Annotated in this window: 25 protein-coding genes; 16 read left to right on the plus strand and 9 right to left on the minus strand. The window is 64.0% G+C overall.

Going from position 1 to position 22808, the window contains the following annotated elements:
* The first annotated feature begins 239 nt into the window (after window positions 1–239).
* The 3 genes from acnA (at window position 240) to AU465_RS10075 (ending at window position 5033) form a co-directional block, all read left to right on the plus strand.
* Window positions 240–2930: an aconitate hydratase AcnA gene (gene acnA, locus AU465_RS10065; protein WP_192246442.1), complete on the plus strand. Its 2691-nt coding sequence runs from the start codon at window positions 240–242 to the stop codon at window positions 2928–2930.
* Window positions 2931–3291: 361 nt separating this feature from the next.
* A complete protein-coding gene (locus AU465_RS10070) occupies window positions 3292–4080 on the plus strand; it encodes a DUF1223 domain-containing protein (protein WP_192246444.1) in 789 nt (262 codons plus the stop codon).
* A gap of 566 nt (window positions 4081–4646) precedes the next feature.
* Window positions 4647–5033, plus strand: a complete 387-nt coding sequence (locus tag AU465_RS10075) for a DUF2794 domain-containing protein (protein ID WP_192246446.1) — start codon at window positions 4647–4649, stop codon at window positions 5031–5033.
* Here the strand turns inward: AU465_RS10075 and AU465_RS10080 are convergent, their stop codons facing one another.
* The 4 genes from AU465_RS10080 to AU465_RS10095 form a co-directional block, all read right to left on the minus strand.
* Window positions 5034–5606: a GNAT family N-acetyltransferase gene (locus tag AU465_RS10080; RefSeq protein WP_192246448.1), complete on the minus strand. Its 573-nt coding sequence runs from the start codon at window positions 5604–5606 to the stop codon at window positions 5034–5036. It lies immediately after the preceding gene.
* 110 nt (window positions 5607–5716) lie between these two features.
* Window positions 5717–6457, minus strand: coding sequence for a Bax inhibitor-1/YccA family protein (locus tag AU465_RS10085; RefSeq protein ID WP_126097117.1), 741 nt, complete (start codon window positions 6455–6457; stop codon window positions 5717–5719).
* 237 nt (window positions 6458–6694) lie between these two features.
* Window positions 6695–9235 (minus strand): ABC transporter permease, encoded by a 2541-nt coding sequence (locus tag AU465_RS10090; RefSeq protein ID WP_192246450.1) that lies wholly within the window; start codon window positions 9233–9235, stop codon window positions 6695–6697.
* Between the two features lie 66 nt (window positions 9236–9301).
* Entirely contained in the window at window positions 9302–10036 is a 735-nt protein-coding gene (locus AU465_RS10095; protein WP_192246452.1) for an ABC transporter ATP-binding protein, read from the minus strand.
* 82 nt (window positions 10037–10118) lie between these two features.
* On the opposite strand from AU465_RS10095, the gene AU465_RS10100 reads away from it, so the two are divergent.
* Window positions 10119–10763 (plus strand): arylesterase, encoded by a 645-nt coding sequence (locus AU465_RS10100; RefSeq protein WP_192246454.1) that lies wholly within the window; start codon window positions 10119–10121, stop codon window positions 10761–10763.
* Between the two features lie 118 nt (window positions 10764–10881).
* Entirely contained in the window at window positions 10882–11478 is a 597-nt protein-coding gene (thpR, locus tag AU465_RS10105; RefSeq protein WP_192246456.1) for an RNA 2',3'-cyclic phosphodiesterase, read from the plus strand.
* Here the strand turns inward: thpR and AU465_RS10110 are convergent.
* Window positions 11382–11900: a low molecular weight protein-tyrosine-phosphatase gene (locus AU465_RS10110; RefSeq protein WP_192246458.1), complete on the minus strand. Its 519-nt coding sequence runs from the start codon at window positions 11898–11900 to the stop codon at window positions 11382–11384. The two genes, thpR and AU465_RS10110, sit on opposite strands and share 97 nt — an antisense overlap.
* A gap of 53 nt (window positions 11901–11953) precedes the next feature.
* Here AU465_RS10110 and AU465_RS10115 point away from each other — a divergent pair, with 53 nt between their 5' ends.
* The 3 genes from AU465_RS10115 to AU465_RS10125 all read left to right on the plus strand — a co-directional run bounded on the left by AU465_RS10115 (window position 11954) and on the right by AU465_RS10125 (window position 13510).
* The gene (locus AU465_RS10115; protein ID WP_192246460.1) at window positions 11954–12247 is read left to right on the plus strand and encodes a 4a-hydroxytetrahydrobiopterin dehydratase; all 294 of its coding nucleotides are present in this window, start codon (window positions 11954–11956) and stop codon (window positions 12245–12247) included.
* A 128-nt stretch (window positions 12248–12375) separates the two neighbouring features.
* A complete protein-coding gene (locus AU465_RS10120) occupies window positions 12376–12738 on the plus strand; it encodes a YkvA family protein (protein WP_192246462.1) in 363 nt (120 codons plus the stop codon).
* Window positions 12739–13003: 265 nt separating this feature from the next.
* A complete protein-coding gene (locus AU465_RS10125; protein WP_192246464.1) occupies window positions 13004–13510 on the plus strand; it encodes an invasion associated locus B family protein in 507 nt (168 codons plus the stop codon).
* A gap of 190 nt (window positions 13511–13700) precedes the next feature.
* Here AU465_RS10125 and AU465_RS10130 read toward each other — a convergent pair whose 3' ends face one another.
* On the minus strand, window positions 13701–14000 hold the full coding sequence (locus tag AU465_RS10130) for a hypothetical protein (protein WP_192246466.1): 300 nt from the start codon (window positions 13998–14000) through the stop codon (window positions 13701–13703).
* A gap of 269 nt (window positions 14001–14269) precedes the next feature.
* Here AU465_RS10130 and rlmN point away from each other — a divergent pair, with 269 nt between their 5' ends.
* Complete coding sequence (gene rlmN, locus AU465_RS10135; RefSeq protein WP_192246468.1) at window positions 14270–15505, plus strand: dual-specificity RNA methyltransferase RlmN; 1236 nt, start codon at window positions 14270–14272, stop codon at window positions 15503–15505.
* Window positions 15502–15969 carry a hypothetical protein gene (locus AU465_RS10140; RefSeq protein ID WP_192246470.1) on the plus strand — a complete coding sequence of 156 codons (468 nt, stop codon included), beginning with the start codon at window positions 15502–15504 and terminating at the stop codon, window positions 15967–15969. Before rlmN ends, AU465_RS10140 begins: the two co-directional genes overlap by 4 nt.
* Before the next feature lie 31 nt (window positions 15970–16000).
* Here the strand turns inward: AU465_RS10140 and AU465_RS10145 are convergent, their stop codons facing one another.
* A complete protein-coding gene (locus AU465_RS10145) occupies window positions 16001–16642 on the minus strand; it encodes a LysE family translocator (protein WP_192246471.1) in 642 nt (213 codons plus the stop codon).
* A gap of 181 nt (window positions 16643–16823) precedes the next feature.
* Here AU465_RS10145 and AU465_RS10150 point away from each other — a divergent pair, with 181 nt between their 5' ends.
* Together AU465_RS10150 and AU465_RS10155 are read left to right on the plus strand one after the other, a co-directional pair.
* The gene (locus AU465_RS10150) at window positions 16824–18047 is read left to right on the plus strand and encodes an argininosuccinate synthase (RefSeq protein WP_192246473.1); all 1224 of its coding nucleotides are present in this window, start codon (window positions 16824–16826) and stop codon (window positions 18045–18047) included.
* Between the two features lie 152 nt (window positions 18048–18199).
* A complete protein-coding gene (locus AU465_RS10155; RefSeq protein WP_246505949.1) occupies window positions 18200–18634 on the plus strand; it encodes a hypothetical protein in 435 nt (144 codons plus the stop codon).
* A gap of 112 nt (window positions 18635–18746) precedes the next feature.
* Here AU465_RS10155 and AU465_RS10160 read toward each other — a convergent pair whose 3' ends face one another.
* Window positions 18747–19544: a lytic murein transglycosylase gene (locus AU465_RS10160; RefSeq protein WP_192246476.1), complete on the minus strand. Its 798-nt coding sequence runs from the start codon at window positions 19542–19544 to the stop codon at window positions 18747–18749.
* A 170-nt stretch (window positions 19545–19714) separates the two neighbouring features.
* Here AU465_RS10160 and AU465_RS10165 point away from each other — a divergent pair, with 170 nt between their 5' ends.
* From AU465_RS10165 to AU465_RS10175, 4 genes are all read left to right on the plus strand, one after another.
* Window positions 19715–19987: an FAD-dependent oxidoreductase gene (locus tag AU465_RS10165; protein ID WP_246505950.1), complete on the plus strand. Its 273-nt coding sequence runs from the start codon at window positions 19715–19717 to the stop codon at window positions 19985–19987.
* Window positions 19930–20121, plus strand: coding sequence for an FAD-dependent oxidoreductase (locus tag AU465_RS36400; protein WP_312891231.1), 192 nt, complete (start codon window positions 19930–19932; stop codon window positions 20119–20121). Before AU465_RS10165 ends, AU465_RS36400 begins: the two co-directional genes overlap by 58 nt.
* A 75-nt stretch (window positions 20122–20196) precedes the next feature.
* Complete coding sequence (locus AU465_RS10170) at window positions 20197–21294, plus strand: zinc-binding metallopeptidase family protein (RefSeq protein ID WP_192246478.1); 1098 nt, start codon at window positions 20197–20199, stop codon at window positions 21292–21294.
* A gap of 66 nt (window positions 21295–21360) precedes the next feature.
* Window positions 21361–21963, plus strand: coding sequence for a DUF1236 domain-containing protein (locus AU465_RS10175; RefSeq protein ID WP_192246480.1), 603 nt, complete (start codon window positions 21361–21363; stop codon window positions 21961–21963).
* A 166-nt stretch (window positions 21964–22129) separates the two neighbouring features.
* On the opposite strand, the gene AU465_RS10180 is transcribed toward AU465_RS10175, so the two are convergent.
* The coding region (locus tag AU465_RS10180) for a tyrosine recombinase XerC (RefSeq protein WP_192246482.1) at window positions 22130–22808 on the minus strand (679 nt) is incomplete at its 5' end.

The raw sequence follows: 22808 nt of genomic DNA on the forward strand, positions 1-22808 counted from the left end.
CAGAAATTTGCCTTTCGCCTGTCTAGAACTATTCCAGGAAATTCTCTATATGCGGTTCATCCGTGCCAGCGGTCGGCGCGGGAACAGAATTAGCGCCGAACCAGCGCACGCGCCGCCTTGAACGGCTCGGGTTGCTTGGGAGCGGACAGCGGAAATGGCCGTACCCGCACCTTTGCGCGTGATTGCATGCCATCGGCGTCCGTTCCCTTTCAGGCTGAACAGACAAGGACGGATCGCACGTGTCAAAATCCCTCGACAGCTTCAAATGCCGCCGCACCCTGACCGCGGGTGGCGCGGACTATGTCTATTTCGACCTCGTCGAGGCCGAGAAGAACGGCCTTACCGGTATCGCCCAACTGCCCTATTCGATGAAGGTGCTGCTGGAGAACCTGCTGCGCAACGAAGACGGCCGCTCGGTCACCAAGGAGAGCATCCAGGCGGTCGCCGCATGGCTCACCGACAAGGGCACCGCCGGCGTCGAGATCGCCTACCGCCCGGCCCGCGTGCTTATGCAGGATTTCACCGGCGTTCCGGCCGTAGTCGATCTCGCGGCCATGCGCGACGGCATCAAGGCGCTCGGCGGCGATCCGGAAAAGATCAATCCGCTGGTGCCGGTCGACCTCGTCATCGACCACTCCGTCATCGTCGACGAGTTCGGCACGCCGATGGCCTTCGCCCGCAATGTCGAGCTCGAATATGAGCGCAACGAGGAGCGCTACAAGTTCCTGAAATGGGGCCAGCAGGCCTTCCGCAACTTCCGCGTCGTGCCGCCCGGCACCGGCATCTGCCACCAGGTCAACCTCGAATATCTCGGCCAGGTCGTGTGGACCAACTCGGAAGACGGCGAAACCACCGCTTACCCCGACACCTGCGTCGGCACCGATTCGCACACCACCATGATCAACGGCCTCGGCGTGCTCGGCTGGGGCGTCGGCGGTATCGAGGCGGAAGCCGCGATGCTCGGCCAGCCGGTCTCCATGCTTCTGCCCGAGGTGATCGGCTTCCGCCTCACCGGCAAGCTGAAGGAAGGCGTTACCGCCACCGACCTCGTGCTCACCGTCACCCAGATGCTGCGCAAGAAGGGCGTCGTCGGCAAGTTCGTCGAGTTCTTCGGCCCCGGTCTCTCCAACATGACGCTGGCCGACCGCGCCACCATAGGCAACATGGCGCCGGAATATGGCGCCACCTGCGGCTTCTTCCCGGTCGACAGCGAGACCATCCGTTATCTCACCATGTCCGGCCGCGAGGAGAACCGCATCGCCCTGGTCGAGGCTTATTCGAAGGCGCAAGGCATGTGGCGTGACGCAGGCTCCGCCGATCCGGTCTTCACCGACCTGCTCGAGCTCGACCTCGGCGACGTGGTGCCGTCGATGGCCGGCCCGAAGCGCCCCGAGGGCCGCGTCGCCCTGCAGGACATTCCCGCCGGCTTCGCCAAGGCGATGGAGACCGAGTACAAGAAGGCCGCCGAAATCTCGAAGCGCTATGCCGTCGAAGGCACCGGCTATGATCTCGGCCATGGCGATGTCGTCATCGCCGCCATCACCTCCTGCACCAACACCTCGAACCCCAGCGTGCTGATCGGCGCCGGCTTGCTTGCGCGCAACGCCAACCGGCGCGGCCTGAAGCAGAAACCCTGGGTCAAGACTTCGCTGGCGCCCGGCAGCCAGGTGGTCGCCGAATATCTCGAGAAATCCGGACTGCAGAAGGAGCTCGACCAGATCGGCTTCAACCTCGTCGGTTTCGGCTGCACCACCTGCATCGGCAATTCCGGCCCGCTGCCGGGGCCGATCTCCAAGACCATCAACGATAAAGGTTTGATCGCTGCCGCGGTTCTCTCCGGCAACCGCAACTTCGAAGGCCGCGTCTCGCCCGACGTGCAGGCGAACTATCTCGCCTCGCCGCCGCTGGTGGTGGCGCACGCGCTGGCCGGCACGGTTACCAAGGACCTCACCACCGAGCCGCTCGGCGAAGGCAGCGACGGCAAGCCGGTCTATCTCAAGGACATCTGGCCGAGCTCGGTCGAGATCCAGGAGTTCATCGAGAAGAACGTCACGCGCGAGCTCTTCGCCCGCAAATATGCCGACGTCTTCAAGGGCGACGCGTACTGGCAGAAGGTCAAGGCGCCGGAAGGCCAGACCTACGCTTGGGACGACAATTCGACCTATGTGCAGAACCCGCCCTATTTCGCCGGCATGGGCCGCGGCTTCGGCAAGGTCGGCGACATCAAGGGCGCGCGCGTGCTTGGTCTCTTCGGCGACAAGATCACCACCGACCACATCTCGCCGGCGGGTTCGATCAAGGCAGCTTCGCCGGCCGGCAAATACCTCACCGAGCATGGCGTCGGCGTCGCCGACTTCAACCAGTACGGCACGCGGCGCGGCAACCATGAAGTGATGATGCGCGGCACCTTCGCCAACATCCGCATCCGCAACCACATGCTGGGCGAGAACGGCCGCGAGGGCGGCTACACGATCCACTATCCCTCGAAGGAAGAGATGTCGATCTACGACGCCGCGATGGAATACAAGCGGGAAGGCGTGCCGCTGGTCATCTTCGCCGGCGTCGAATACGGCAACGGCTCCTCGCGCGACTGGGCGGCCAAGGGAACGAATCTGCTCGGCGTGCGCGCGGTCATCGCCCAGTCCTTCGAGCGTATCCACCGCTCGAACCTGGTCGGCATGGGCGTCATCCCCTTCGTCTTCGAGGACGGCACCTCATGGGCTTCCCTCAACCTCAAGGGGGACGAGCTGGTCGAGATCGACGGCCTGGACGCGATCAAGCCGCGCCAGAAGATGGTGGCCAAGGTGACCTTTGGCGACGGCACGGTGAAGAACCTGCCGATCATCTGCCGCATCGATACGCTGGACGAGCTCGACTACTTCAAGAACGGCGGCATCCTGCAATACGTGCTGCGCGATCTCGCTGCGTAGCAGCAAGGGAATAAGGCAGTAAGGGAGTAGGGAAAGGTACCCCTACTGCCTACTGCCTATTCCCAAACTTCCAACAATGAAAGCTTGGCCGGTCAAAGCATTGGCGGGCTCGGCCCAAAGTCCAGGTCCATTTCGCTCGCAATAGAGATCGGCCGGCATCAGGAGAGTTTACCACACGGCGGTCATGCGGCCCCGAAATCGAACCGCATCGGAAAATGCAGTGGCGTCTCCCTCGTCGCCCTTACCTGCGGTCGCGGCGACAAAGTTTCACCGCAACGTGACTTCCCGTTGACTGTCCGTTCTGCCACATATTTTAGCAATCAGAACAAGGCCGGCGTCACCGGCGGGAATTGGAACAGTCATGGCATTTCGAGGACCATTGCGGCTTGCGGCAGTTGCGCTGGCACTTTCAACGTTTGCCGGCGCCGCGCTGGCAAGCGAGCCCGAGAAGCCGCAAATCGAAAAGCCCCAAGCCGAAAGACCTCTGGGTGTGGTCGAGCTTTTCACCAGCCAGGGCTGCAGTTCCTGCCCGCCGGCCGATGAATTCTTCGCCGAGCTGGCCGGCAAGGAAAACATCGTCGCGCTCGCCTACCATGTCAATTACTGGGACTATCTGGGCTGGCAGGACACGCTGAGCAGTAAAGAGAACACCGACCGGCAATATGACTATATGCGCGCCTTCGGCAGCCGCTCGGTCTATACCCCGCAGGCCGTCATCAACGGCCGCAGCCACGTCAACGGCGCCAACCGCAAGGACGTCGACGGCGCATTGGCCCGGATGGACAGGACCGGTGAAGGCATGCGGGTCGCCATCAAGGTGAGCCGCACCAGCGACCGCGTCATGATCGACGCCGGTGACGCCGGCAACGGCCCGACCGACGCCCATGTGGTGATCGTCTATTTCGATTCGCCGCAGATGGTGAAGATCGGCCAGGGCGAAAACAGCGGCCGCAGCCTGACCTACTGGAACGCCGTCTCCGACATCCAGACCGCCGGCATGTGGCACGGCAAGGCGCAGCGCTACGAACTGCCGATGACCGAGATTGCCAAGAAAGGCGGCTGCGCGGTGCTGCTGCAGTCCGTCGGCAAGGACGGCATGCCCGGCCCGATCCTCGGCGCCGCTTTTATCCGCAAGCCCGACCGCCTTTGACTGCACCCCTTCTCCCCTTGTGGGAGAAGGTGGATCGGCGCGCGGCGCCGAGACGGAAGAGGGGTGCTGGAAGAAATGAGGCGGCAGCGATTTCGTGCGTATCGCCAAGCTGGAGCACCCCTCATCCGACCGAGCTTCGCTCGGCCACCTTCTCCCGCAAAGGGAGAAGGGGAAGCCGCGCCGCTCAGCCAATAAAAAACCGGCGTCAGCTTGCTTCTGACGCCGGTCATTCAGGTTTTGGGATCGTCGCACCTGACTTTTCCAAGGAAAAACCGAGGTTGGTTCGATCCGACGCTGACCCGTGGGCGGGGGGCTTGGGGTTTACGAGCCGGTGCCGGACCGAACCGTCTCAGGCAACGCCGGTAAATTCGTCGGACATTGGGGCATGAGCGCGGATAATTTGTGGCGAGAATGTGGCGGAGCATCACCAATTCCAACACGCGTTTTGCAAACGTGACTGGACCTTTCGGAAACAGCGCGGTGCCGGTGGTGCTTAGCCGGGCCCCTTGCAATTCGGCCGCGAAAGCGCGAACCTTTGCTGCGAGATTCAAGCGAAGGATCGAAGCATGACCGATCACGGCTGCGGGACGGAGGATGGGGAAGCATCCGGAATATTGATCCCGCTGCATGAGGCGCGGAGCGCGCGCCTCGATCAGCCGGTGCGCTTCGACCGGCGCGAGCTCGACCAGATCCTGAGGCTGTACGGACGCATGGTGGCGGCCAATGAATGGCGCGACTATGCGATCGACCATCTCACTGATCGCGCTGTCTTTTCTGTCTTCCGCCGCGCCAGCGAAGTGCCGCTGTTTCAGATCGTCAAGGACCCGAAACTGGCGCGCCGGCAAGGCGCCTTCGCCGTCATCGCCGCCGGCGGACGCATCCTCAAGCGCGGCCAGGAGCTCGGCCGTGTGCTCGGCGTGTTCGATTCCAAGCTGAAGCTGGTCGAGGCCTAACTATTTAATTTGGCTGCGGAATGTCCGCTCCGGCAACGAACCGGGGTCCGGCGGCAGTGCCGCGCCGCCGTTGAGCGGCAGCTGCATGAAGACCGTGTCGAGCCAGCGTCCGTGCTTGTAGCCCGACCCTTCCAGGCGCCCTGAATGACGGAAGCCAAGCTTCTCGTGCAACCGCACCGAGGCGCTGTCGGCATGGCCGTCGCCGATCACCGCGATGATCTGGCGAAAGCCGGCCAGGCGCGCCGCCTCGATCAGTGCCTGCATCAGCAGGAGACCGACACCCTGGCCCTTGGCCTCGGGCGCGACATAGACCGAATCCTCGACGACGAATCGGTAGGCGGGACGCGGCCGGAACGGTCCGGCATAAGCGTAGCCGAGCACGATGCCGTCCTTTTCCGCCACGAGATAGGGAAAGCTGCCTGCCGCTAAGCTGTCGAATCGATTGCCCATTTCGGCGCGGCTGGGCGGCTCCAGCTCGTAGCTCGCCGTGCCGTGCGCGACCGCGTCGGCATAGATTTCCGTGATTCGGTCGAGGTCGGCCGCAGCGGCGGCTCTGATTGCAATATTGCTCATAATTTGTGCAGTTGGCTTTTCTGCTTCGATAACAGCAAAGGGGCGAGCAAAAGGAAAGGGCGGCTGTTGGGCCGCCCTTTCCGAAATCTATGGTCCAGCCGGACCTGCCTTTAGCGGCGGTCGCCCATGAACTGCAGCAGGAACATGAACAGGTTGATGAAGTCGAGGTAGAGCCGCAGCGCGCCCATGATCGCCTTGCGGCCGGCGACGTCGGCGACGTCACCCTCGAAATACATCTCCTTGATCTTCTGCGTGTCGTAGGCGGTCAGGCCCGCGAACACCAGCACGCCGATCGCCGAGATGGCGAAAGCCAGCGCCGATGACTGCAGGAAGATGTTGATCAGCATCGCGATCAGCAGGCCGATCACGCCCATGATCAGGAACGAGCCGAAAGCGGTCAGGTCGCGCCTGGTGGTGTAGCCGTAGAGCGACAGCGCGCCGAAGGCCGCGGCCGTGGCGAAGAAGGTCTGGGTGATGCTGGTGCCGGTGTAGACGAGGAAGATCGTCGACAGCGACAAGCCGACAAGGCCGGCATAGACCCAGAAGGTGGTCTGCGCCGCAGCTACGCTCATCGACTGGATCCTGAAGGACAGGAACATCACTGCAGCGAGCGGCGCCAGGATGACGACCCAGCGGAACGCGCTTGCATAGATGAGCTGGCCGAAAGCGGTCAGCTGGCCGTCGCCGGTGACGGCGAGTTGGAACGCACCCCACGCGGCAAGGCCGGTGATGAGCAGGCCAAGCCCCATCAGGTTGTAGACCTTGATCATATAGGCCCGCAGGCCCTGATCGATATCGACGCGCGCGCCGGGGGCGGCGGACGTCTGGTAGTTGCGAATGGGATCAGCCATTGGAAATCCTCTGTTGCTTCTGCCCCGTCCGGTGACAGGTTCTTTGGAGCGACCACTTGAACCAGGCGCCGCTGGCGGGGCTCCAGCATGCCTGTGCAAAATATGAGCGTTCTCGACGTCAAGAACAAGACGGTAACGAGGGTAATGCTTCGTGAGAAAGCAAAAGCCCGGTTCTTCGGCCGTTTCGGCCATCATCCTTACCAAGATTTAAGGCGCGCGGTTTCCCGGCATGCCGGATCAAAGGTTGCGCAGCACCGGCGCCGCCTTGTGGCCGAGCACCCGCCAGGTGCCTGCCAGACCGATGCCGACGGTGACCGCCAACGAGACGAGGATCGTCGCCACCGCCACCTCCGGCATGAAATGCGACGGCAGCGTCATGATGTGCGCGACGACGAACCATGCCGCGATGCCGCCCGCGGCAAGCGCGAACAGCGCGGTCGCAAGGCCGATCAGCACATATTCCAGCGAGAAGGCGATAATCAGCGTCCGGCGCGTCGCGCCGAGCGTCTTCAGCACCACCGCGTCATGGATGCGCGCCCGGTTGCCGGCGGCCAAAGCGCCGGAGAGCACCAGCACCGAGGCGATCAGCGCCACGCCGGCGGCGGCGCGGATCGCCGTGCCCAATTGCGCGACCAGCCGGTTGACGATGTCGAGCGCGTCCTTGACGCGGACCGTCGTCACCGCGGGAAAGGCTCGGGTGACCGCGTTGAGCAGCCTGGCGTCGTCGGTCGTGGTGGTGCTCTTGTCGGTCAGCGTCGCCAGCCAGCCATGCGGCGCGCCGGCGAAAGTGTTGGGCGAGAAGACCATGACGAAATTGATGCCCATGGTTTCCCATTCGACCTGGCGGAAATTGGCGATCTTTGCGGTGATGTTGCGGCCGAGCACATTGACGGTGACGGTGTCGCCGAGCTTCAGGCCGATCGCTTTGCCTTCCTCGGCCGAGAACGACACCAGCGGCTCGCCGGAATAGTTCTGCGGCCACCATGTGCCTTCGGTCAGGGTGGCGTTTTCCGGCTGCTTCGCGTCATAGGTCAGCCCGCGATCGCCGCGCAGCACCCAGGCGCCATCGGCGGGGACCTTCACCTTGTCGACGTCGACGCCGTTGAGCGCCATGATGCGGCCGCGCAGCATCGGCACCTTGACCAGCGTTCCCTGCGGCGCCTCCTTGCCGACCAGGCCGGCAAAGGCATCGACATCGCTGCTCTGGATATCGACGAAGAAGAAGTTCGGCGCCCGCTCCGGCAGGCTGCCGGAGATCTGGCGCCTGAGATTGCCGTCGATCAGCGCCAGCGTCACCAGGAGCGTCAGGCCTAACCCGAGCGACAGCACCACCGACGGCGTCAGCGCACCGGGACGGTGGATGTTGCCAAGCGCCAGCCTGAACGACACGGAACGCGCGCGCGGGCTCCGCCGGGCTGCCCATTGCACCAGCGCCGCCACCAGCCGCAGCACCAGGAAAGCAAAGACCGTGGCGCCAACGAAGATCGAGGCGATGCGCCGATCGTCGGCGGAAAGGATGGCGAGCGCGGCCAGCACCAGCACGATCGTGAGAGCGGCACCGACATAGGGCAGGCGCGGCCAGCCGCGGCTTTCGAATCCCATTTCGCGGAAAAGTGCGGTCGCCGGCACGTCGCGGGCACGCCCGAGCGGCAGCAACGCGAAGGCCAGCGTCACCAGCAGGCCGAACAGCGCAGCCATGGCGAGAGCGCCGGGATAGAACCCGCCTTCCGCCGGCACGGGGATGACCGACTGCAAAAGCGCGCTCGCCACGAACGGCATCGCAGCGCCCAGGATCAGGCCGAGCACGATGCCGAGGCCGGCAATCAAAAGGATCTGCACGAGATAGACCGTGAAGACGAACCCGCCCGAGGCGCCGAGGCTCTTGAAGGTGGCGATGACGCCCCGCTTGCCGTCGAGATAGGCGCGCACCGCATTGGCCACGCCGACGCCGCCGACGACCAGCGCCGTCAGCCCGACCAGCGTCAGGAACTGCGAGAAGCGCTCGATGTTGGAGGAGAGCGCGGGTGCTGCATTGCTGCGCGTGCGGATCGACCAGCCGGCCTGCGGAAAGTCTTTCGCCGCCAGGGCCTGGATTTCCTTGATCCGCGCCTCGCCGGCATGGTCGGGCAACCGGACCTTATAGGCGTTCTCGACCAGACTGCCGGGCTGAACCAGCCCGGACGCGGCAAGCCCGTCGTTCGAGATCATCAGTCGCGGCGCGAAGCCGAAACCGTCGGATATCGCGTCGGGCTCGCTGATAAGCCTGGCCCTCAGCTCGAAGGTGGCGCCGCCAAGCTCCAGCCGGTCGCCGACATGCAGATTGAGGCGGTCGAACAAGAGATCGGGCGCGGCGGCGCCGAAAACGCCGGACCGCTCGCCGAGCAGCTCCCGCTTCGGCAGCGGCGGGTCGGTTTCCAGCGAGCCGTAAAGCGGATAGGCATCGTCGACCGCCTTGGCTTCGACCAGCGCCTGGTCCGAGCCGTCCTCGAGCCGCGCCATGGAACGCATGCCCGAATTCAGGGACACCGTGCCAAGGCTGTCGAGGAAGCCGAGCTCTGCGTCGGAAGCGCTGCGCTGGTTGATCTGGAAGCGCAGATCGCCGCCAAGCAGCGTCTGGCCCTGATTGGCGACCCCGGCCGTGATCGCCTGCGCCACCGAATTGACGCCGCCGATGGCCGCGACGCCGAGCGCGATACAGGCGAGGAAGATCATGAAGCCGGACAGGCCGCCGCGCATCTCGCGCAGCGAGAAGCGGATGGCGAGCTTCAGAGTCCGCATCAGGCCGGCACGCCAGAGCGCCACGCGTCCGTTTGGACGCGCAAAGGGCGCTCTGCCTCTTTGAATCTATGCATCATGCCCTCCGAAAATCGGGTCCGATTTCCGGACTGACGCGGCAACCAGCTTGGGCGCATCCTCGATGCGTCCCGAGCGCATCGACACCTGGCGCGCGCAGCGGGCGGCAAGCGCCGGGTCATGCGTGACTAGCACCAGCGTCATGCCGCGCTCGGCCGCCTTGGCGAACAAAAGGTCGGCGATCTGCTTTCCGGTCGCCTGGTCGAGGTTGCCGGTCGGCTCGTCGGCAATGAGGATGCGCGGCGAGGGCGCCAGCGCCCTGGCGATCGCCACGCGCTGCTGCTCGCCTCCCGAGAGCTCGCCGGGATAGTGCGTCACACGGTCGCTCAAGCCGACCGCCGCGAGCTCCTGCGCCGCCACCCCGAACGGATCGGCATGGCCGGCGAGTTCCAGCGGCACCGCGACATTCTCGAGCGCCGTCATGTTGGGAATGAGGTGGAAGGACTGGAAGACGATGCCGATATTTCGCCCCCGAAACGATGCAATCTGGTCCTCGCTTTTGCCGTTGAGCAATTCGCCGGCGATACGCACCGTCCCTGAGTCGACGCTCTCGAGGCCAGCCAGAACCATCAGCAAGGTGGACTTGCCGGATCCCGACGGGCCGACGATGCCGGTGGCCTCGCCGCCAGCCACGTCGAGGCTGACGCCTTTCAGCACATGGACGGAGGAAGCGCCCTCGCCGAGCGTCAGCGAGACATCCCTCAATGCGATGACGGCTTCTGTCACAATGAAAGCGTCCTATATGGTGGAAAAAGGAGACGAGAATGCCTCCTCCCAGGGAACGTTTCGGTCATATGGGGCTCGCCGCATGGCTTTCAAACACTCAACCGCCGCCGCCGTCGTCCTTTTCCTCGCGGTTTGCGGCGCCATGGTGCCGGCGCGCGCGGAGACCTTCAACATCGTCGGCTTCGGCGACAGCCTGACGGCGGGCTTCGGCCTTGGCCCGGGCCAGGGGTTCACCGACAGGCTGCAGGCAGCGCTGAAAGCGAAGGGCCATGACGTCGTCGTCGCGAATGCCGGCGTTTCCGGCGATACCACGAGCGGCGGGCTGGCGCGGCTCGATTGGTCGGTGCCGGACGGCACAAGGCTCGTCATCCTCGAGCTCGGCGCCAACGACATGCTACGCGGCGTCTCGCCCGACATCGCTGAAAAGAATCTCGATGCGATGCTGGCGAAGCTCAAGCAGCGCAAAATCCCGGTGCTCCTGGCCGGCATGCGCGCGGCGCCGAATCTTGGCGCCGATTACCAGAAGGTTTTCGACGCGATCTATCCGCGGCTGGCCGCAAAATACGACATTCCGCTCTATCCGTTCTTTCTCGACAGCGTCGCCGGCCATCCGGACCTGCAGCTGGAGGACGGCCTGCATCCCAACCCGAAGGGAGTTGATGTCATGGTCAAGGGCATTCTGCCGGTCGTCGAAAAGGCCATCGCCGCCAATGGCGGTCCGTCGTGAGTCCAAAACGCCACGGTTTCCGTTGGGGAAACCTTGTGGACAACAAACCGCTTGCCCCGCGCTGATATCGATGATTCGCTAGGGGGCGAGAGTTCGATTCGAGGACAGGAGGCTTTCCATGCCACGTCTTTTCACCGCCCTCGAAATTCCTCGTGATGCTGCTCTTTCGCTGTCCCTGCTCCGGGGCGGGCTTCCCGGAGCCCGCTGGATCGATGTCGAAAACTATCATCTGACGCTGCGCTTCATCGGCGACGTCGAAGGCCATGTCGCCGACGAGATCGCCAATGCGCTCGATCGCGTCAATCGTCCCTCCTTCCCCTTGACGCTCTCCGGAGTGGGCGCTTTCGGCGGCAAGAAGCCGCATGCGGTGTGGGCCGGCGTGTCCGCCTCGCCGGACCTGGTGGCGCTGCAGGGCGAAATCGACCGCATCTGCCAGCGGCTCGGCCTTCCAGCCGATCCACGCAAGTTCTCGCCGCATGTGACGCTGGCGCGGCTGCGCAATGCAAGCCCGCTTGACGTCGCGCAATATCTTTCGGCGCGCGGCAATTTTTCAACGCTGCCCTTCCGCGTCGGCCGCTTTGTCTTGATGTCGTCGCGCGATTCGGTCGGCGGCGGCCCCTATATCGTCGAGGAAGCCTGGCCGCTGGTCGGCGCCGATTCGCGCGCTTCCAGCCGCTTCGCCAGCGCCTCCGACGCTTCGCGGATCATGCGGTAGACCGCGGCGAACGCCTGCCGGTCTTCGTAAAAGGGGTCCGGCACGTCGCGGGCTGCTCCGGTCGCGAATTCCAGATAGAGATGGATGCGGTCGCGCGCGGCCTCAGGCGCCAGCGCCTTGAGGTCGCGCACATTCGCCCGGTCCATGCCGAGGATCAGATCGAAGCGCGCAAAATCCTCTGGCGCTATTCTGCGTGCCCTCTGCCCGGAAATGTCGATGCCATGCTCAGCGGCGACCGCGATCGAGCGTGGATCGGGACCGGAGCCGACCTCCCAGCCGCTGATCGCCGCCGAATCGAGCACGATATCATGGGCAATTCCGCGCTCCGCCAGAACGGCCCCCAAGACGCCTTCGGCCAGCGGCGAGCGGCAGATGTTGCCGAGACAGACGAACAGGATGGTATTTATGGGCTTTGCGCTCATCGATCCGGCGCTATGGTGCAGGTCATTTTTCCCGAATAGCACAGGAACCCATCATGACCAGAGAAAAACTCAGCAAGGACGCGATTACCGCAGCGCTGGCCGAACTCGAAGGCTGGTCGCTGGCCACCGACGGCGCCTCCATCAAGCGCAGCTTCGACTTCAAGAACTTCTCCGAGGCCTTCGCCTTCATGACCCGTGTGGCGCTGGCCGCCGAGAAGATGGACCACCACCCCGACTGGTCGAACGTCTACAAGACCGTCGACGTGACGCTGAACACGCATGACGCCGGCGGCGTCACGGCGCTCGATATCGAGTTGGCCAAGCGGATGAACCGGTATTTCGCCTGACGCCGCCAACGGAGGCGGTCTCCGATTTTCCGGGCAAGTATCCGCCGAAGCTCTTGCAGCGGGGTGCCGCTTTCACCACATCTTTCGGCGGTTGGCACGCAGGGTTGCGCGCAGCCAAGGAGAGATTGATGGCGCAGGAATCCGGTTTTGATTTCTTCGGCTTTGGCGACAGGCTCGCCGGCGAGGGCGAGGTGCGCGAGAAATTCTGGCGCACCGCCAAGAAGGCTGCCCGGCAGGTCCCGTTCATGGACGAGGTGGTCGCTGCCTATTACTGCGCCATGGACAAGGACACGCCGCTGCGCGCCAAGGGCATTCTGCTAGCCGCGCTCGGCTATTTCGTGCTGCCGATGGATTTCATCCCCGACTTCGTCTTCGGTCTCGGCTTCACCGACGACCTTGCCGTGCTGACCGCCGCGATCACCGCCGTCCGCGCCCATATCACGCCCGCTCACCGGCAGGCCGCCAGGGACGCCTTGGCCGACAAGGGTTGACCTGGCTGGCTTTCCGGCACAACGGGACCGCGAAACCGCCCGCGCGAAAAGACAAACTCTTGCCGCTTTCGTGCCCTCCAAGTTCGCGCCGGGACATAGCGACCGCCGCTTGAAGCGGCGGGCGCGAATGGCGGCGGTTTCCTGGGGTGATCTCCTTTTCTTGAGGAAAATTCACCGTTTGGTAACCCTGATTAAATCAAAATGAAGCGACGGCAGGACGCCACGCGGCCCTGCCTCCGCACCATTTGGGAATACGGAAAGAACGATGCGCGGATTGATTGCTACAGTTTCCAGCCTGGTCCTGGCGGCCGCCTTCGCGGCGCCGGCGCTGGCCCAGCAGGCAACCAAGATCGGCCAGCACAATGCCTGGGGCACCTACAGCTATCAGTCGGCGGGCGGCAAGGTCTGCTACGTGCTGACGGTGCCGACCGACAAGCAGCCGCCGACGCTCGACCACGGCGACATGTTCTTCTTCGTCAGCCAGCGCCCGGGGCAGCAGGTTTCCTACGAGCCGCAGTTCATCGCCGGCTACAATTTCCAGGAAGGCTCCAAGGCGACTGTCACCATCGACAAGAAGAGCTTCTCGATGTTCACCCGCGGCAAGTCGGCCTGGGTCGAGAACGCGGCGGAAGAGCCGGTGCTGATCGCCGCCATGAAGACCGGCACCGACATGAAGGTGCAGGCCAAGTCCGGCCGCGGCAACCCGACATCCTACGTCTTCTCGCTGAAGGGCATCTCGGCCGCGCTGGCCTCGATTGCCAAGTGCAAGTAGGCAAGGGCCAAATCTGACGATCAATTCTAAAGCGCGTCGCGATCTTTCAGATTCGCTCCATGCGCTTTAGGTTTTGATTTTACGCATGTCTTTGGCCCGAAATCGGTTCCCACTTTCGGGAGACATGCTTTAGGCCGGGCCTTCAAGCCCGGCCTTTTGCTTTCATCCACCGGCTTGTCGCCGGGCTGGCTCACATGGCCATCTTTTCACATTCGGCCTGGGCCTTCTTGGTCGACGTGTCGATCATGTAGGCTTTGCCCTTGGCGTCGGTGATCATCATCATGCAATGCTTGATGGGTTTCGCCATCTTCATCATTTCGGCGCTCGTTTTCGCGTCAGGCATCATGGTGCCCATGTGCCCGTCGGGCATGATTGCCGTCACTTGCCCGCTTTTCATCATGGTCATCGTGCCCATCGTGTCCTCGGCAAATGCCTGAGGCATGGACAAGCCGACGAGACCGGCAGCGACGACGAGCTTGATCCAGTTCATTCCGCATACTCCCATTTTGCAGGGGCACAGTCGCCCCCTTCAGGTTTCGCAGAAACCTCGTCGGCTGTTACGCAGACACGAATATGTGATCGGTTCTGTGATGCGGTTTCGCGCCAGGTCGTCGCGCTCCGGTTGAGCCGGCTCGACGGCAAGCGAGATTGCCTTCGTTTCCTCGCCCCATGACTCCGCCTGCAACCTGTGCTATGCGCCGCGCTTCATTTCGGGCACGATGCTGAAATCGGCCGCAAACCGCTTATATTGGCGCAACCATGACCCTTTCATTCGACCTGACCGCCGAAGGCGCACGGGACGCCTTGCGCGCTCGTGCCGCGCCGACCGAGAAGCCGTCGCTGATCGGCCTGACCCGCGCCGAGCTCGGCGCTACTTTGGTCGCGACCGGCATCGTGCCGGAGCGGCAGGCGAAAATGCGCGCCCAGCAGCTCTGGCACTGGATGTATGTGCGCGGCGTCTGCGACTTCGCGCATATGTTCAACATCTCCAAGGACCTGCGCGCCGCGCTCGACAAGCACTTTACCGTCGCGCGGCCGGAGATCGTCGAGGAGCAGATCTCCTCCGACGGCACGCGCAAGTGGCTGTTCCGCTTTCCGCCGCGCGGCGCCGGCCGACCGGTCGAGATCGAGACCGTCTACATCCCCGAGGAAGGCCGCGGCACGCTCTGCATCTCCTCGCAGGTCGGCTGCACGCTGACCTGCTCCTTCTGCCATACCGGCACGCAGAAGCTGGTACGCAACCTGACGACGGAAGAAATCCTGGCGCAGCTGCTCACCGCGCGCGACCGGCTGGGCGACTTCCCCGACCGCGACACGCCGGACGGCGCCATCGTGCCTGCCGAGGGCAGAAAGGTCTCCAACATCGTCATGATGGGCATGGGCGAGCCGCTCTACAATTTCGAGGCGGTGAAGAAGGCGCTGCTGATCGCCTCCGACGGCGACGGCCTTTCCCTGTCGAAGCGCCGCATCACGCTCTCGACGTCCGGCGTCGTTCCGGAGATTGCCCGCACCGGCGAGGAGATCGGCGTCATGCTGGCGATCTCGCTGCACGCCACCAATGACGATCTGCGCGACCTGCTGGTGCCGATCAACAAGAAGTTCCCGCTGAAGGACCTGATCGCCGCCTGCCGCGCCTATCCGGGCCTTTCCAACGCCCGCCGCATCACCTTCGAATATGTGATGCTGAAGGACGTCAACGATTCCATCGACGACGCCAAGGCGCTGGTCAAGCTGCTCAGGGGCATTCCGGCCAAGATCAATTTGATCCCGTTCAACCCCTGGCCCGGCACCAACTACCAGTGCTCGGACTGGGAGACGATCGAGAAGTTTGCCGACTACATCAACAATGCCGGCTATGCCTCGCCGATCCGCACGCCGCGCGGCCGCGACATCCTCGCCGCCTGCGGCCAGCTCAAGTCGGAATCGGAGCGCATGCGTAAGGTGGACCGGCTGGCGCTGGAAGCGATGATGATTGCGGGGCACGGCGAGGCGTGAGGCGGATCATCGCCTATGTCGTCCGCTTCGCCGTCATCCTGATCGGCTATGCGATCGCCTCGCTGGCGGCGAGCGCCTTCCTCAATGTGCTGTTCCTCGGCTATTTCGGCTATGCGCCGGGGCCCGGGCATCCGACGATCGCGCCGGCGCTCTATTTTTCGGTGCCTTTCGTAGCGCTGTTCATCGCCTATTTCGGCTTCATGCCGGCGGCGGTCGTAATCCTGATCGCCGAAGTGCTCGGCCGCCGCGACTGGCTGTTCTATGCGCTGGGCGGCGCCGTCACCGCCGTCGTCTTTCTCGGCTTCGCGCACAACGTCGGCGACGGCGATTTCGATGTCACCGACAACAATGTGAGGCTCGCGCTGGTCGGCAGCGGCATGGTCGGCGGCATCTTCTACTGGCTCTCCGCCGGCCGCTGGGCCGGCACCTGGCGCCGCGAACCGTTGCTCGACGCCGAATCTTGAGTTGGATCAAGCGCGCCGAAGCGCGTCAGCTCTACTTCGCCTGTGCCGTCAGGATCTTCAGCGCGAAGGCCGAGAACACGCCGCCGAACAGATAGTCGACCACGCGCGTGACGCGCGGACTGGCCTTCATCGCCGCTGCGAACTTCTCTGCCGCCAGCACCATCGGCGCCGTCACCGGGATCGACAGCACGATGAACATGACGCCGAGGAAGAAGAGCTTGCCCGGCGCATGCGGATCGTGCGCGGAGACGAATTGCGGCAGGAACGTCATGAAAAACAGGATGATCTTCGGATTGAGCAGATTGACGCCGAGCCCGGCCGCCCAACTGCGGAACAGCGAGATCTGCGGTCCGCTCTTCTTCTCCGGCGAGAAGGCCGAGCCTTTGGCGATCGCCTGCCAGGCCAGGAAGACGAGATAGCCGGCGCCGAAGATCTTCAGCGCGAAGAAGGCCATCGGCGAGGCCACGATCAGCGCCGAGATGCCGACCACCACCAGCGTGGTGTGGATCAGCGTGCCGCACAGCGCGCCTGCCATCGAGGCAAAGCCGGTGGCGCGACCCTGGCTCAGCGTTCGCGACACGAACAGCGTCATGTCCGGTCCCGGCGTGATCGCCAGGATGACGGTCGCGATGGCGAACTGGATCAGCGTCGTGGTATCGGGAATGAAGGACATTGCTCGCCCCTGCCAATTGTATAGCGTGACCTATAACGCAGCTGTTTTGCCGCCGCCAGTATCTGCCGGCATGAACGTCTGGCCCAGCTTCCGCCGTCGTCTGCGCCCCTTCCTCTCTTGCATGAGCCGGAAACCCCGTGATACTCGCCCGCGAACCTCTTTACCCGCGGAACCGCCAACAATGTCCAAGACCAAAGACGTGAAGAAAGTCGTGCTCGCCTATTCCGGCGGCCTCGACACCTCCATCATCCTGAAATGGCTGCAGACCGAGCTCGGCGCCGAGGTCGTCACCTTCACCGCCGACCTCGGCCAGGGCGGCGAGCTGGAGCCGGCACGCCGCAAGGCTGAGATGATGGGCATCAAGGACATCCGCATCGTCGACGTGCGCGAGGAATTCGTTTCCGACTTCGTTTTCCCGATGTTCCGCGCCAATGCTGTCTACGAAGGCACCTATCTGCTCGGCACCTCGATTGCCCGGCCGCTGATCTCCAAGCATCTGGTCGAGATCGCCAAGGAGACCGGCGCCGACGCAATCGCGCATGGCGCCACCGGCAAGGGCAACGACCAGGTCCGGTTCGAGCTTTCGGCTTACGCGCTAAACCCGGATATCAAGGTCATCGCGCCGTGGCGCGACTGGTCGTTCAAGTCGCGTACCGACTTGATCAACTTCGCCGAGCAGCACCAGATCCCGGTGCCGAAGGACAAGCGCGGCGACGCGCCCTTCTCGGTCGACGCCAATCTCCTGCACTCCTCCTCCGAGGGCAAGGTGCTGGAGGATCCGTGGAGCGAGCCGCCGGAATTCGTCCACCAGCGCACCGTCTCGCCGATGGACGCGCCGGACCAGGTCACCGAGATCGAGATCGAGTTCCTGAAGGGAGACCCGATCGCACTCAACGGCAAGAAGCTGTCGCCGGCCACCATGCTGGCCGCGCTCAACGACCTCGGCCGCGACAACGGCATTGGCCGTCTCGACCTGGTCGAGAACCGTTTCGTCGGCATGAAGTCGCGCGGCGTCTACGAGACGCCCGGCGGCACCATCCTGATCGCCGCCCACCGGGCGATCGAATCGATCACGCTCGACCGGGGCGCCGCGCACCTCAAGGACGAGTTCATGCCGCGCTACGCCGAACTCATCTACAACGGCTTCTGGTTCTCGCCCGAGCGCGTGATGCTGCAGGCGATGATCGACAAGAGCCAGGAAGACGTCGAAGGCACAGTGCGGCTGAAACTCTACAAGGGCAATGTCATTGTCACCGGCCGCAAGTCGAAGAAGACGCTCTATTCCGATGCGCTGGTCACCTTCGAGGACGACCGCGGCGCCTACGACCAGAAGGACGCTGCCGGCTTCATCCGCCTCAACGCGCTGCGGCTGAGGACGCTGGCGGCGCGGAATCGCAAGGGATGATCCTTGAAAGGCAACCATGAAGAACCCGGCGCCTGCGCCGGGTTCTTATTTGGTATTTCTAATATAGCGGAAGTTACGCGCCGAGAAAGGATTGCTGTTGACCTTTCGGCGACTTCATCTAGGTTCCCTCGTGGGATCGAGGGGGCTTAATTTTGAAAAACGGTATTTCTCTACTGCTTGCGGCGGTCGTCGCTGCCATGGCGTGCCACCCCTCACAGGCGACCGCGAAGCGCGACCCGAAGCCGAATTTGGACAAATGCGTCGCGGCTGTCCAAGCATGGAACATCACGTTAAAGCACGATACCGCCTCTTTCATGGGCGTATCGCGGGAGCGCATGCCGGCTTTGTTCTGCCAACGCCTTGCCGAAGGAATACGCAGCGGGCGGATCAGTTACTCCGACATAAACAGGCTGCAGCTCGACCAACCGACCGAAATCTGGATGGTCATCAAGGGCAAGTCAAAGGCTGCGGCCACGCAAGCCCCGCCTGCGCCGACGTCCAAATTCCGTACCTGCAGCGGATTTGACGGCCCCTTCCAGGTTCCCGCTTCCCAAAAATGCCCGTTGAGCGGCTACGCGCATTATTGAGAGGGAAGTGATGAGATCGAACCTCATCGTTCCGGGTGATTGGGTTTTGACCCCTGCTTCATAACAAAAAGCCCGGCGCATGGCCGGGCTCCCGGTGGAACGGAGATGCCCGTCAGTTGGCGTCGATCGCCTCGGCGATGCGGGCGATGGCCTGCTGGTAGACGCTAGCTGAATTCCAGCCGGCAATTGCGCCCATGTTCGCCTCATAGCTCGCGCCGGCTTGCCAGCCATGGCCCTTGAGGAAGTTGGCGGTGGAGGCCAGCGCCGTGTTCCTGTCGCGCAGATTTCCGCTGCCGACGCCATACTTCAAGACATTTCCGGGCAGGAACTGCGTGTGGCCGATCTCGCCATGCATGGCGCCGACCGACGAGGCGCTCAACGCGCCGCGATCGACCAGCTTGAGCGCCGCGATGGCGTGCGGGGTAAAATAGTCAGGGCGGCGGCAATCATAGGCCAGCGTCACAATCGCCGAGACCGTGTTCTGGTTGCCCATGGAGGCACCGAAGCCGGTCTCCATGCCCCAGATGGCGAGCAGCACGCCCGGCGGCACGCCGTAGGTCTGTTCGATCCTGTCGAACATCGCCGCGTTCTGCTTCTTCAACGCACGGCCCCTGGAAATGATCGCGTCCCCGCCACGGCGTTTCATGAACGCTTCCACCGAGCCGCTGAAGGCCTTGTGGATGGCGCGGTCGGCGGCGATCGTCCTTGTTGCGTAAGTCGCGCTGGCCAGCGCGGACAGACCCTTCTGGCCAACGCCCTCGGCCTGTGCTTCCGCGGCAAACTGCTGTTTCCATGCGTCGAATCCGGCGCCGTTCTTGCCACAGCTGGCCGCTGCCTGAGCGGCCGTCGCCAGCCCAAAAGCCGCCACAGCGGCGGCCACGAAAATCCTTCCCTTGGCAAAAAATGCCATATCGTTCTCCTGGTTGCCTGAATCACGTCCCGGTTGCAAATCTGCCAGCGAAACGCCCGATTGTCACCGCCCACAAGGGGCTCAGCGGCGCTCGACGCTGGCGAATGCCGGGGAATTTGCGCATGATCAAGCATTAATTATGGCGCAAGCCCTATTGTGGCGGGGTCTTTATGGAAGACGTTGATGTTGTGATCATTGGCGCAGGCTCCGCGGGGCTCTCCGCGGCCAAGACGCTCAGGGCTGCCGGACTTTCCTTTACGCTTCTGGAGGCGATGAGCCGCATCGGCGGTCGCGCCTGGACCAGCGACCGGCATTTCGGCGTGCCCTTCGACATCGGCTGCGCCTGGCTGCATGCCGCCGACCGCAATTGGGGAGCGAGCGCTTTGTGCGCGGCGCCTATGCGGCGGCCTGTCCCGGCCGTTCCGAAGCGCGCGCCACGCTGATGCAGCCGGTGGCGGAAAAGATCTTCTTCGCCGGCGAGCATGTCGCCGGACCGCTCATCCAGACCTGCGGCGGCGCGAGGTTGTCGGGCGAAAGCGTGGCCAGGCAAGTCATTGCACAGCTCGCGACGAAATAGCGTCGGAACGACGGGCGGCGACGGGCGTTTGGGCGATGCCCGACTCCGTCGCCCTATCCTGGGGTTCGATTACCGATGAAACTGTTCGACTGCCCTCATTGCGGCCACCGCCTTTATTTCGAAAACGCGCAATGCCTGAACTGTTCCAGCCTGGTGCTTTACGACCCGGAGCGGGCGTGTTTCACGCGTTCCGGCGCCGACGATGCCGTTCCATGCGGCAATGCCGACGAATGTGCCTGCAACTGGCGGGCCGAGCCGGGCAGAACCTTCTGCCGCGCCTGCGCGCTCAATCAATTGATCCCTGACCTTTCGGTGGACGGCAACCGCCGGCGCTGGATTCGCGTCGAGGCGGCGAAGAAACGCGCCGTCTATTCGCTGCTCGCCGTCGGCCTGCCGGTCGCGCCCAAGGCCGGACCTCGGGACGAGGCCGGGCTCGCTTTCGACTTCCTCGCCGATCCGATCGGCGGCGGGCCCGGCGGCGAGCGCATCCTGACCGGCCATGACAACGGCCTGATCACCCTCAACGTCGCCGAGGCCGATTCCGCCGAGCGCGAGCGGCGGCGCGTCGAAATGGGCGAGAATTACCGCACCTTGCTCGGCCACTTCCGCCACGAGCTCGGCCACTATTACTGGGACCGGCTGATCCGCGACGATCCCGGGCGGCTTTCGGCCTTTCGCGCTCTGTTCGGCGACGAGCGGGCCGACTACGAGCAAGCGCTGAAGACCTACTACGCCAACGGCGCGCCGCCGGATTGGCAACAGCGCCATATCTCGGCCTATGCGACATCGCATCCGTGGGAAGACTGGGCCGAAACCTTTGCGCATCATCTCCACATTACCGACACGCTGGAGATGGTGCACGCGCTGAACTTCCCGCTCGGCCGGCTGGAGACGGTGGAAGCCAACGAACTGCCGCGTGGCGATACCGGCGGGCATTTGCAGTCGGCACCCGCCGAGCCCGATCCGGCGCCGGAACCGTTCGAAAGGATCCTCGCCCGCTGGCTGGTGCTGTCGGAGGCCTCCAATTCGATCAACCGCTGCATGGGGTTGCCCGATCTTTATCCTTTCGTCATTTCGGACGTGACGGCGCAAAAACTGGCCTTCGTTCACCAGCTTTTGACCGGTCCGCCGAAAAAACATGGAACAATTCGTGAGCAGGCGACGGCACTTTAGCCGGAACGCATAAGGCCTGGTTTCGTTTTTGAGCCCGAGGGAGCGTTGAAAACGGAGAGTAAAACCATGAAACGCATACTGTTTCCGGCGGTTGCCGGCGCGCTGCTCGCCGTGTCGGGCGCGGCCCTTGCCGACACGCCCGTCTCGGCAGTGGCCGATCTGAATGTCCGCGCCGGCCCGGGCCCGCAATATCCCGTCATCGGCGTGCTGGCGGCCGGCCAGTCGGCGACGCTCACTGGCTGCATCGCGAACAGCAAATGGTGCACTATCGCCGAGGCCGGCGGTAACGGCTGGGTCTATTCCGACTATGTGACGGGCGACTTCGGCGGCAGCCGCGTGGTGCTCACGCGCCGGCCGGCCGATGCCGATATCGCTGTCGTGACGCCGCCTGCCGACGATGTCTATTCGCAGGACGACTACACCGGCGCCATCGTTGCGAGCGATCCGGTCGATCCGATCGCCAGGCCGCCGGCCGAGGTCGGCACCTACGTCACCACGCATCGGGTCGATCCGGTCTATCTCGAGGGCGAAGTGGTGACCGGCGCGGTGCTGCCCGACACAGTCGAGTTGCGCGAGATCCCTGACTACAACTATCGCTATGTCTATGTGAACAACCAGCCGGCGCTGGTCGATCCGGGCACGCGGCGCATCGTCTATGTGATGCGCTGACCAACGGTGATTTTGGAAGAGCGGCCGCCGGAAAATGGGCGGCCGCTCGTTTGAAGAAACGCCAACACCGGGTCAGGCTGCCTGCATCGGCTCGCTGGCGTCGATTTAAGCCTTCTTTGCCGTGCCCTCCACCAAGAGGTCATAGCCGGGCGGCTTCGCCGATGCTTCACGCCCTTGGATGCGCCCGTTCGTAGACTTCGAGCAGCCTTGCCGTGTCGACGCCGGTATAGACCTGGGTGGTCGACAGGCTGGCATGGCCGAGCAGCTCCTGGATGGTGCGCAGGTCGCCGCCGCGCCCAAGCAGATGCGTTGCGAAGGAATGGCGCAACGCATGCGGCGTCGCGGTGTCCGGCAGGTTGAGCGCCGAGCGCAGCTTCGCCATCTCGCGCTGGACGATCGCCGGGTTCAGCGGTCCGCCGCGCGCGCCGCGAAACAGCAACTCCTTCGGATCGATATGGAAGGGGCAGAGCTGCCGGTATTCGGCGACCGCACGTGACGCCACCGGCAGCACCGGAACCAGCCGCGTCTTGCCACCCTTGCCGGTGATGCGCAGCACGGTGTCTGCTTCCGTGGCGAGGTCGGCGCCGGTCAGCCCAAGCGCTTCCGAGATGCGCAGGCCGGAACCGTAAAGCAGCGTCAGCACGGCAGCATTGCGGGCTGCGATCCACGGCTCTTCCGCCAGCTGACCCTCCATGGCCACGACCTGTTTCGCATCGCTCGCCGTCAGCGGCTTGGGCAGCGATTTCGGCTGGCGCGGCGCGCGCAGCGCCGCCGCACCCGCCGCATTGGCGAGGCCGCGCCGTTCAAGGAAGCGCAGCAGCGAGCGGATGCCGGCCAAGCCGCGG

The sequence above is a fragment of the Mesorhizobium silamurunense genome (assembly GCF_014843905.1).
In the GTDB taxonomy this organism is placed as follows: Bacteria; Pseudomonadota; Alphaproteobacteria; order Rhizobiales; family Rhizobiaceae; genus Mesorhizobium; species Mesorhizobium silamurunense.

What these genes read in the sequence shown, in the direction of transcription:
- AU465_RS10085 (WP_126097117.1), bottom strand. Translation starts at nt 6,457, where the DNA reads ATGGCTGATCCCATTCGCAACTACCAGACGTCCGCCGCCCCCGGCGCG.
- AU465_RS10070 (WP_192246444.1), top strand. Translation starts at nt 3,292, where the DNA reads ATGGCATTTCGAGGACCATTGCGGCTTGCGGCAGTTGCGCTGGCACTT.
- AU465_RS10115 (WP_192246460.1), top strand. Translation starts at nt 11,954, where the DNA reads ATGACCAGAGAAAAACTCAGCAAGGACGCGATTACCGCAGCGCTGGCC.
- AU465_RS10080 (WP_192246448.1), bottom strand. Translation starts at nt 5,606, where the DNA reads ATGAGCAATATTGCAATCAGAGCCGCCGCTGCGGCCGACCTCGACCGA.
- AU465_RS10075 (WP_192246446.1), top strand. Translation starts at nt 4,647, where the DNA reads ATGACCGATCACGGCTGCGGGACGGAGGATGGGGAAGCATCCGGAATA.
- AU465_RS10170 (WP_192246478.1), top strand. Translation starts at nt 20,197, where the DNA reads ATGAAACTGTTCGACTGCCCTCATTGCGGCCACCGCCTTTATTTCGAA.
- AU465_RS10090 (WP_192246450.1), bottom strand. Translation starts at nt 9,235, where the DNA reads ATGCGGACTCTGAAGCTCGCCATCCGCTTCTCGCTGCGCGAGATGCGC.
- AU465_RS10110 (WP_192246458.1), bottom strand. Translation starts at nt 11,900, where the DNA reads ATGAGCGCAAAGCCCATAAATACCATCCTGTTCGTCTGTCTCGGCAAC.
- AU465_RS10125 (WP_192246464.1), top strand. Translation starts at nt 13,004, where the DNA reads ATGCGCGGATTGATTGCTACAGTTTCCAGCCTGGTCCTGGCGGCCGCC.
- AU465_RS10150 (WP_192246473.1), top strand. Translation starts at nt 16,824, where the DNA reads ATGTCCAAGACCAAAGACGTGAAGAAAGTCGTGCTCGCCTATTCCGGC.
- rlmN (WP_192246468.1), top strand. Translation starts at nt 14,270, where the DNA reads ATGACCCTTTCATTCGACCTGACCGCCGAAGGCGCACGGGACGCCTTG.
- AU465_RS10165 (WP_246505950.1), top strand. Translation starts at nt 19,715, where the DNA reads ATGGAAGACGTTGATGTTGTGATCATTGGCGCAGGCTCCGCGGGGCTC.
- AU465_RS10100 (WP_192246454.1), top strand. Translation starts at nt 10,119, where the DNA reads ATGGCTTTCAAACACTCAACCGCCGCCGCCGTCGTCCTTTTCCTCGCG.
- AU465_RS10175 (WP_192246480.1), top strand. Translation starts at nt 21,361, where the DNA reads ATGAAACGCATACTGTTTCCGGCGGTTGCCGGCGCGCTGCTCGCCGTG.
- AU465_RS10130 (WP_192246466.1), bottom strand. Translation starts at nt 14,000, where the DNA reads ATGAACTGGATCAAGCTCGTCGTCGCTGCCGGTCTCGTCGGCTTGTCC.
- AU465_RS10145 (WP_192246471.1), bottom strand. Translation starts at nt 16,642, where the DNA reads ATGTCCTTCATTCCCGATACCACGACGCTGATCCAGTTCGCCATCGCG.
- thpR (WP_192246456.1), top strand. Translation starts at nt 10,882, where the DNA reads ATGCCACGTCTTTTCACCGCCCTCGAAATTCCTCGTGATGCTGCTCTT.
- AU465_RS10160 (WP_192246476.1), bottom strand. Translation starts at nt 19,544, where the DNA reads ATGGCATTTTTTGCCAAGGGAAGGATTTTCGTGGCCGCCGCTGTGGCG.
- AU465_RS10120 (WP_192246462.1), top strand. Translation starts at nt 12,376, where the DNA reads ATGGCGCAGGAATCCGGTTTTGATTTCTTCGGCTTTGGCGACAGGCTC.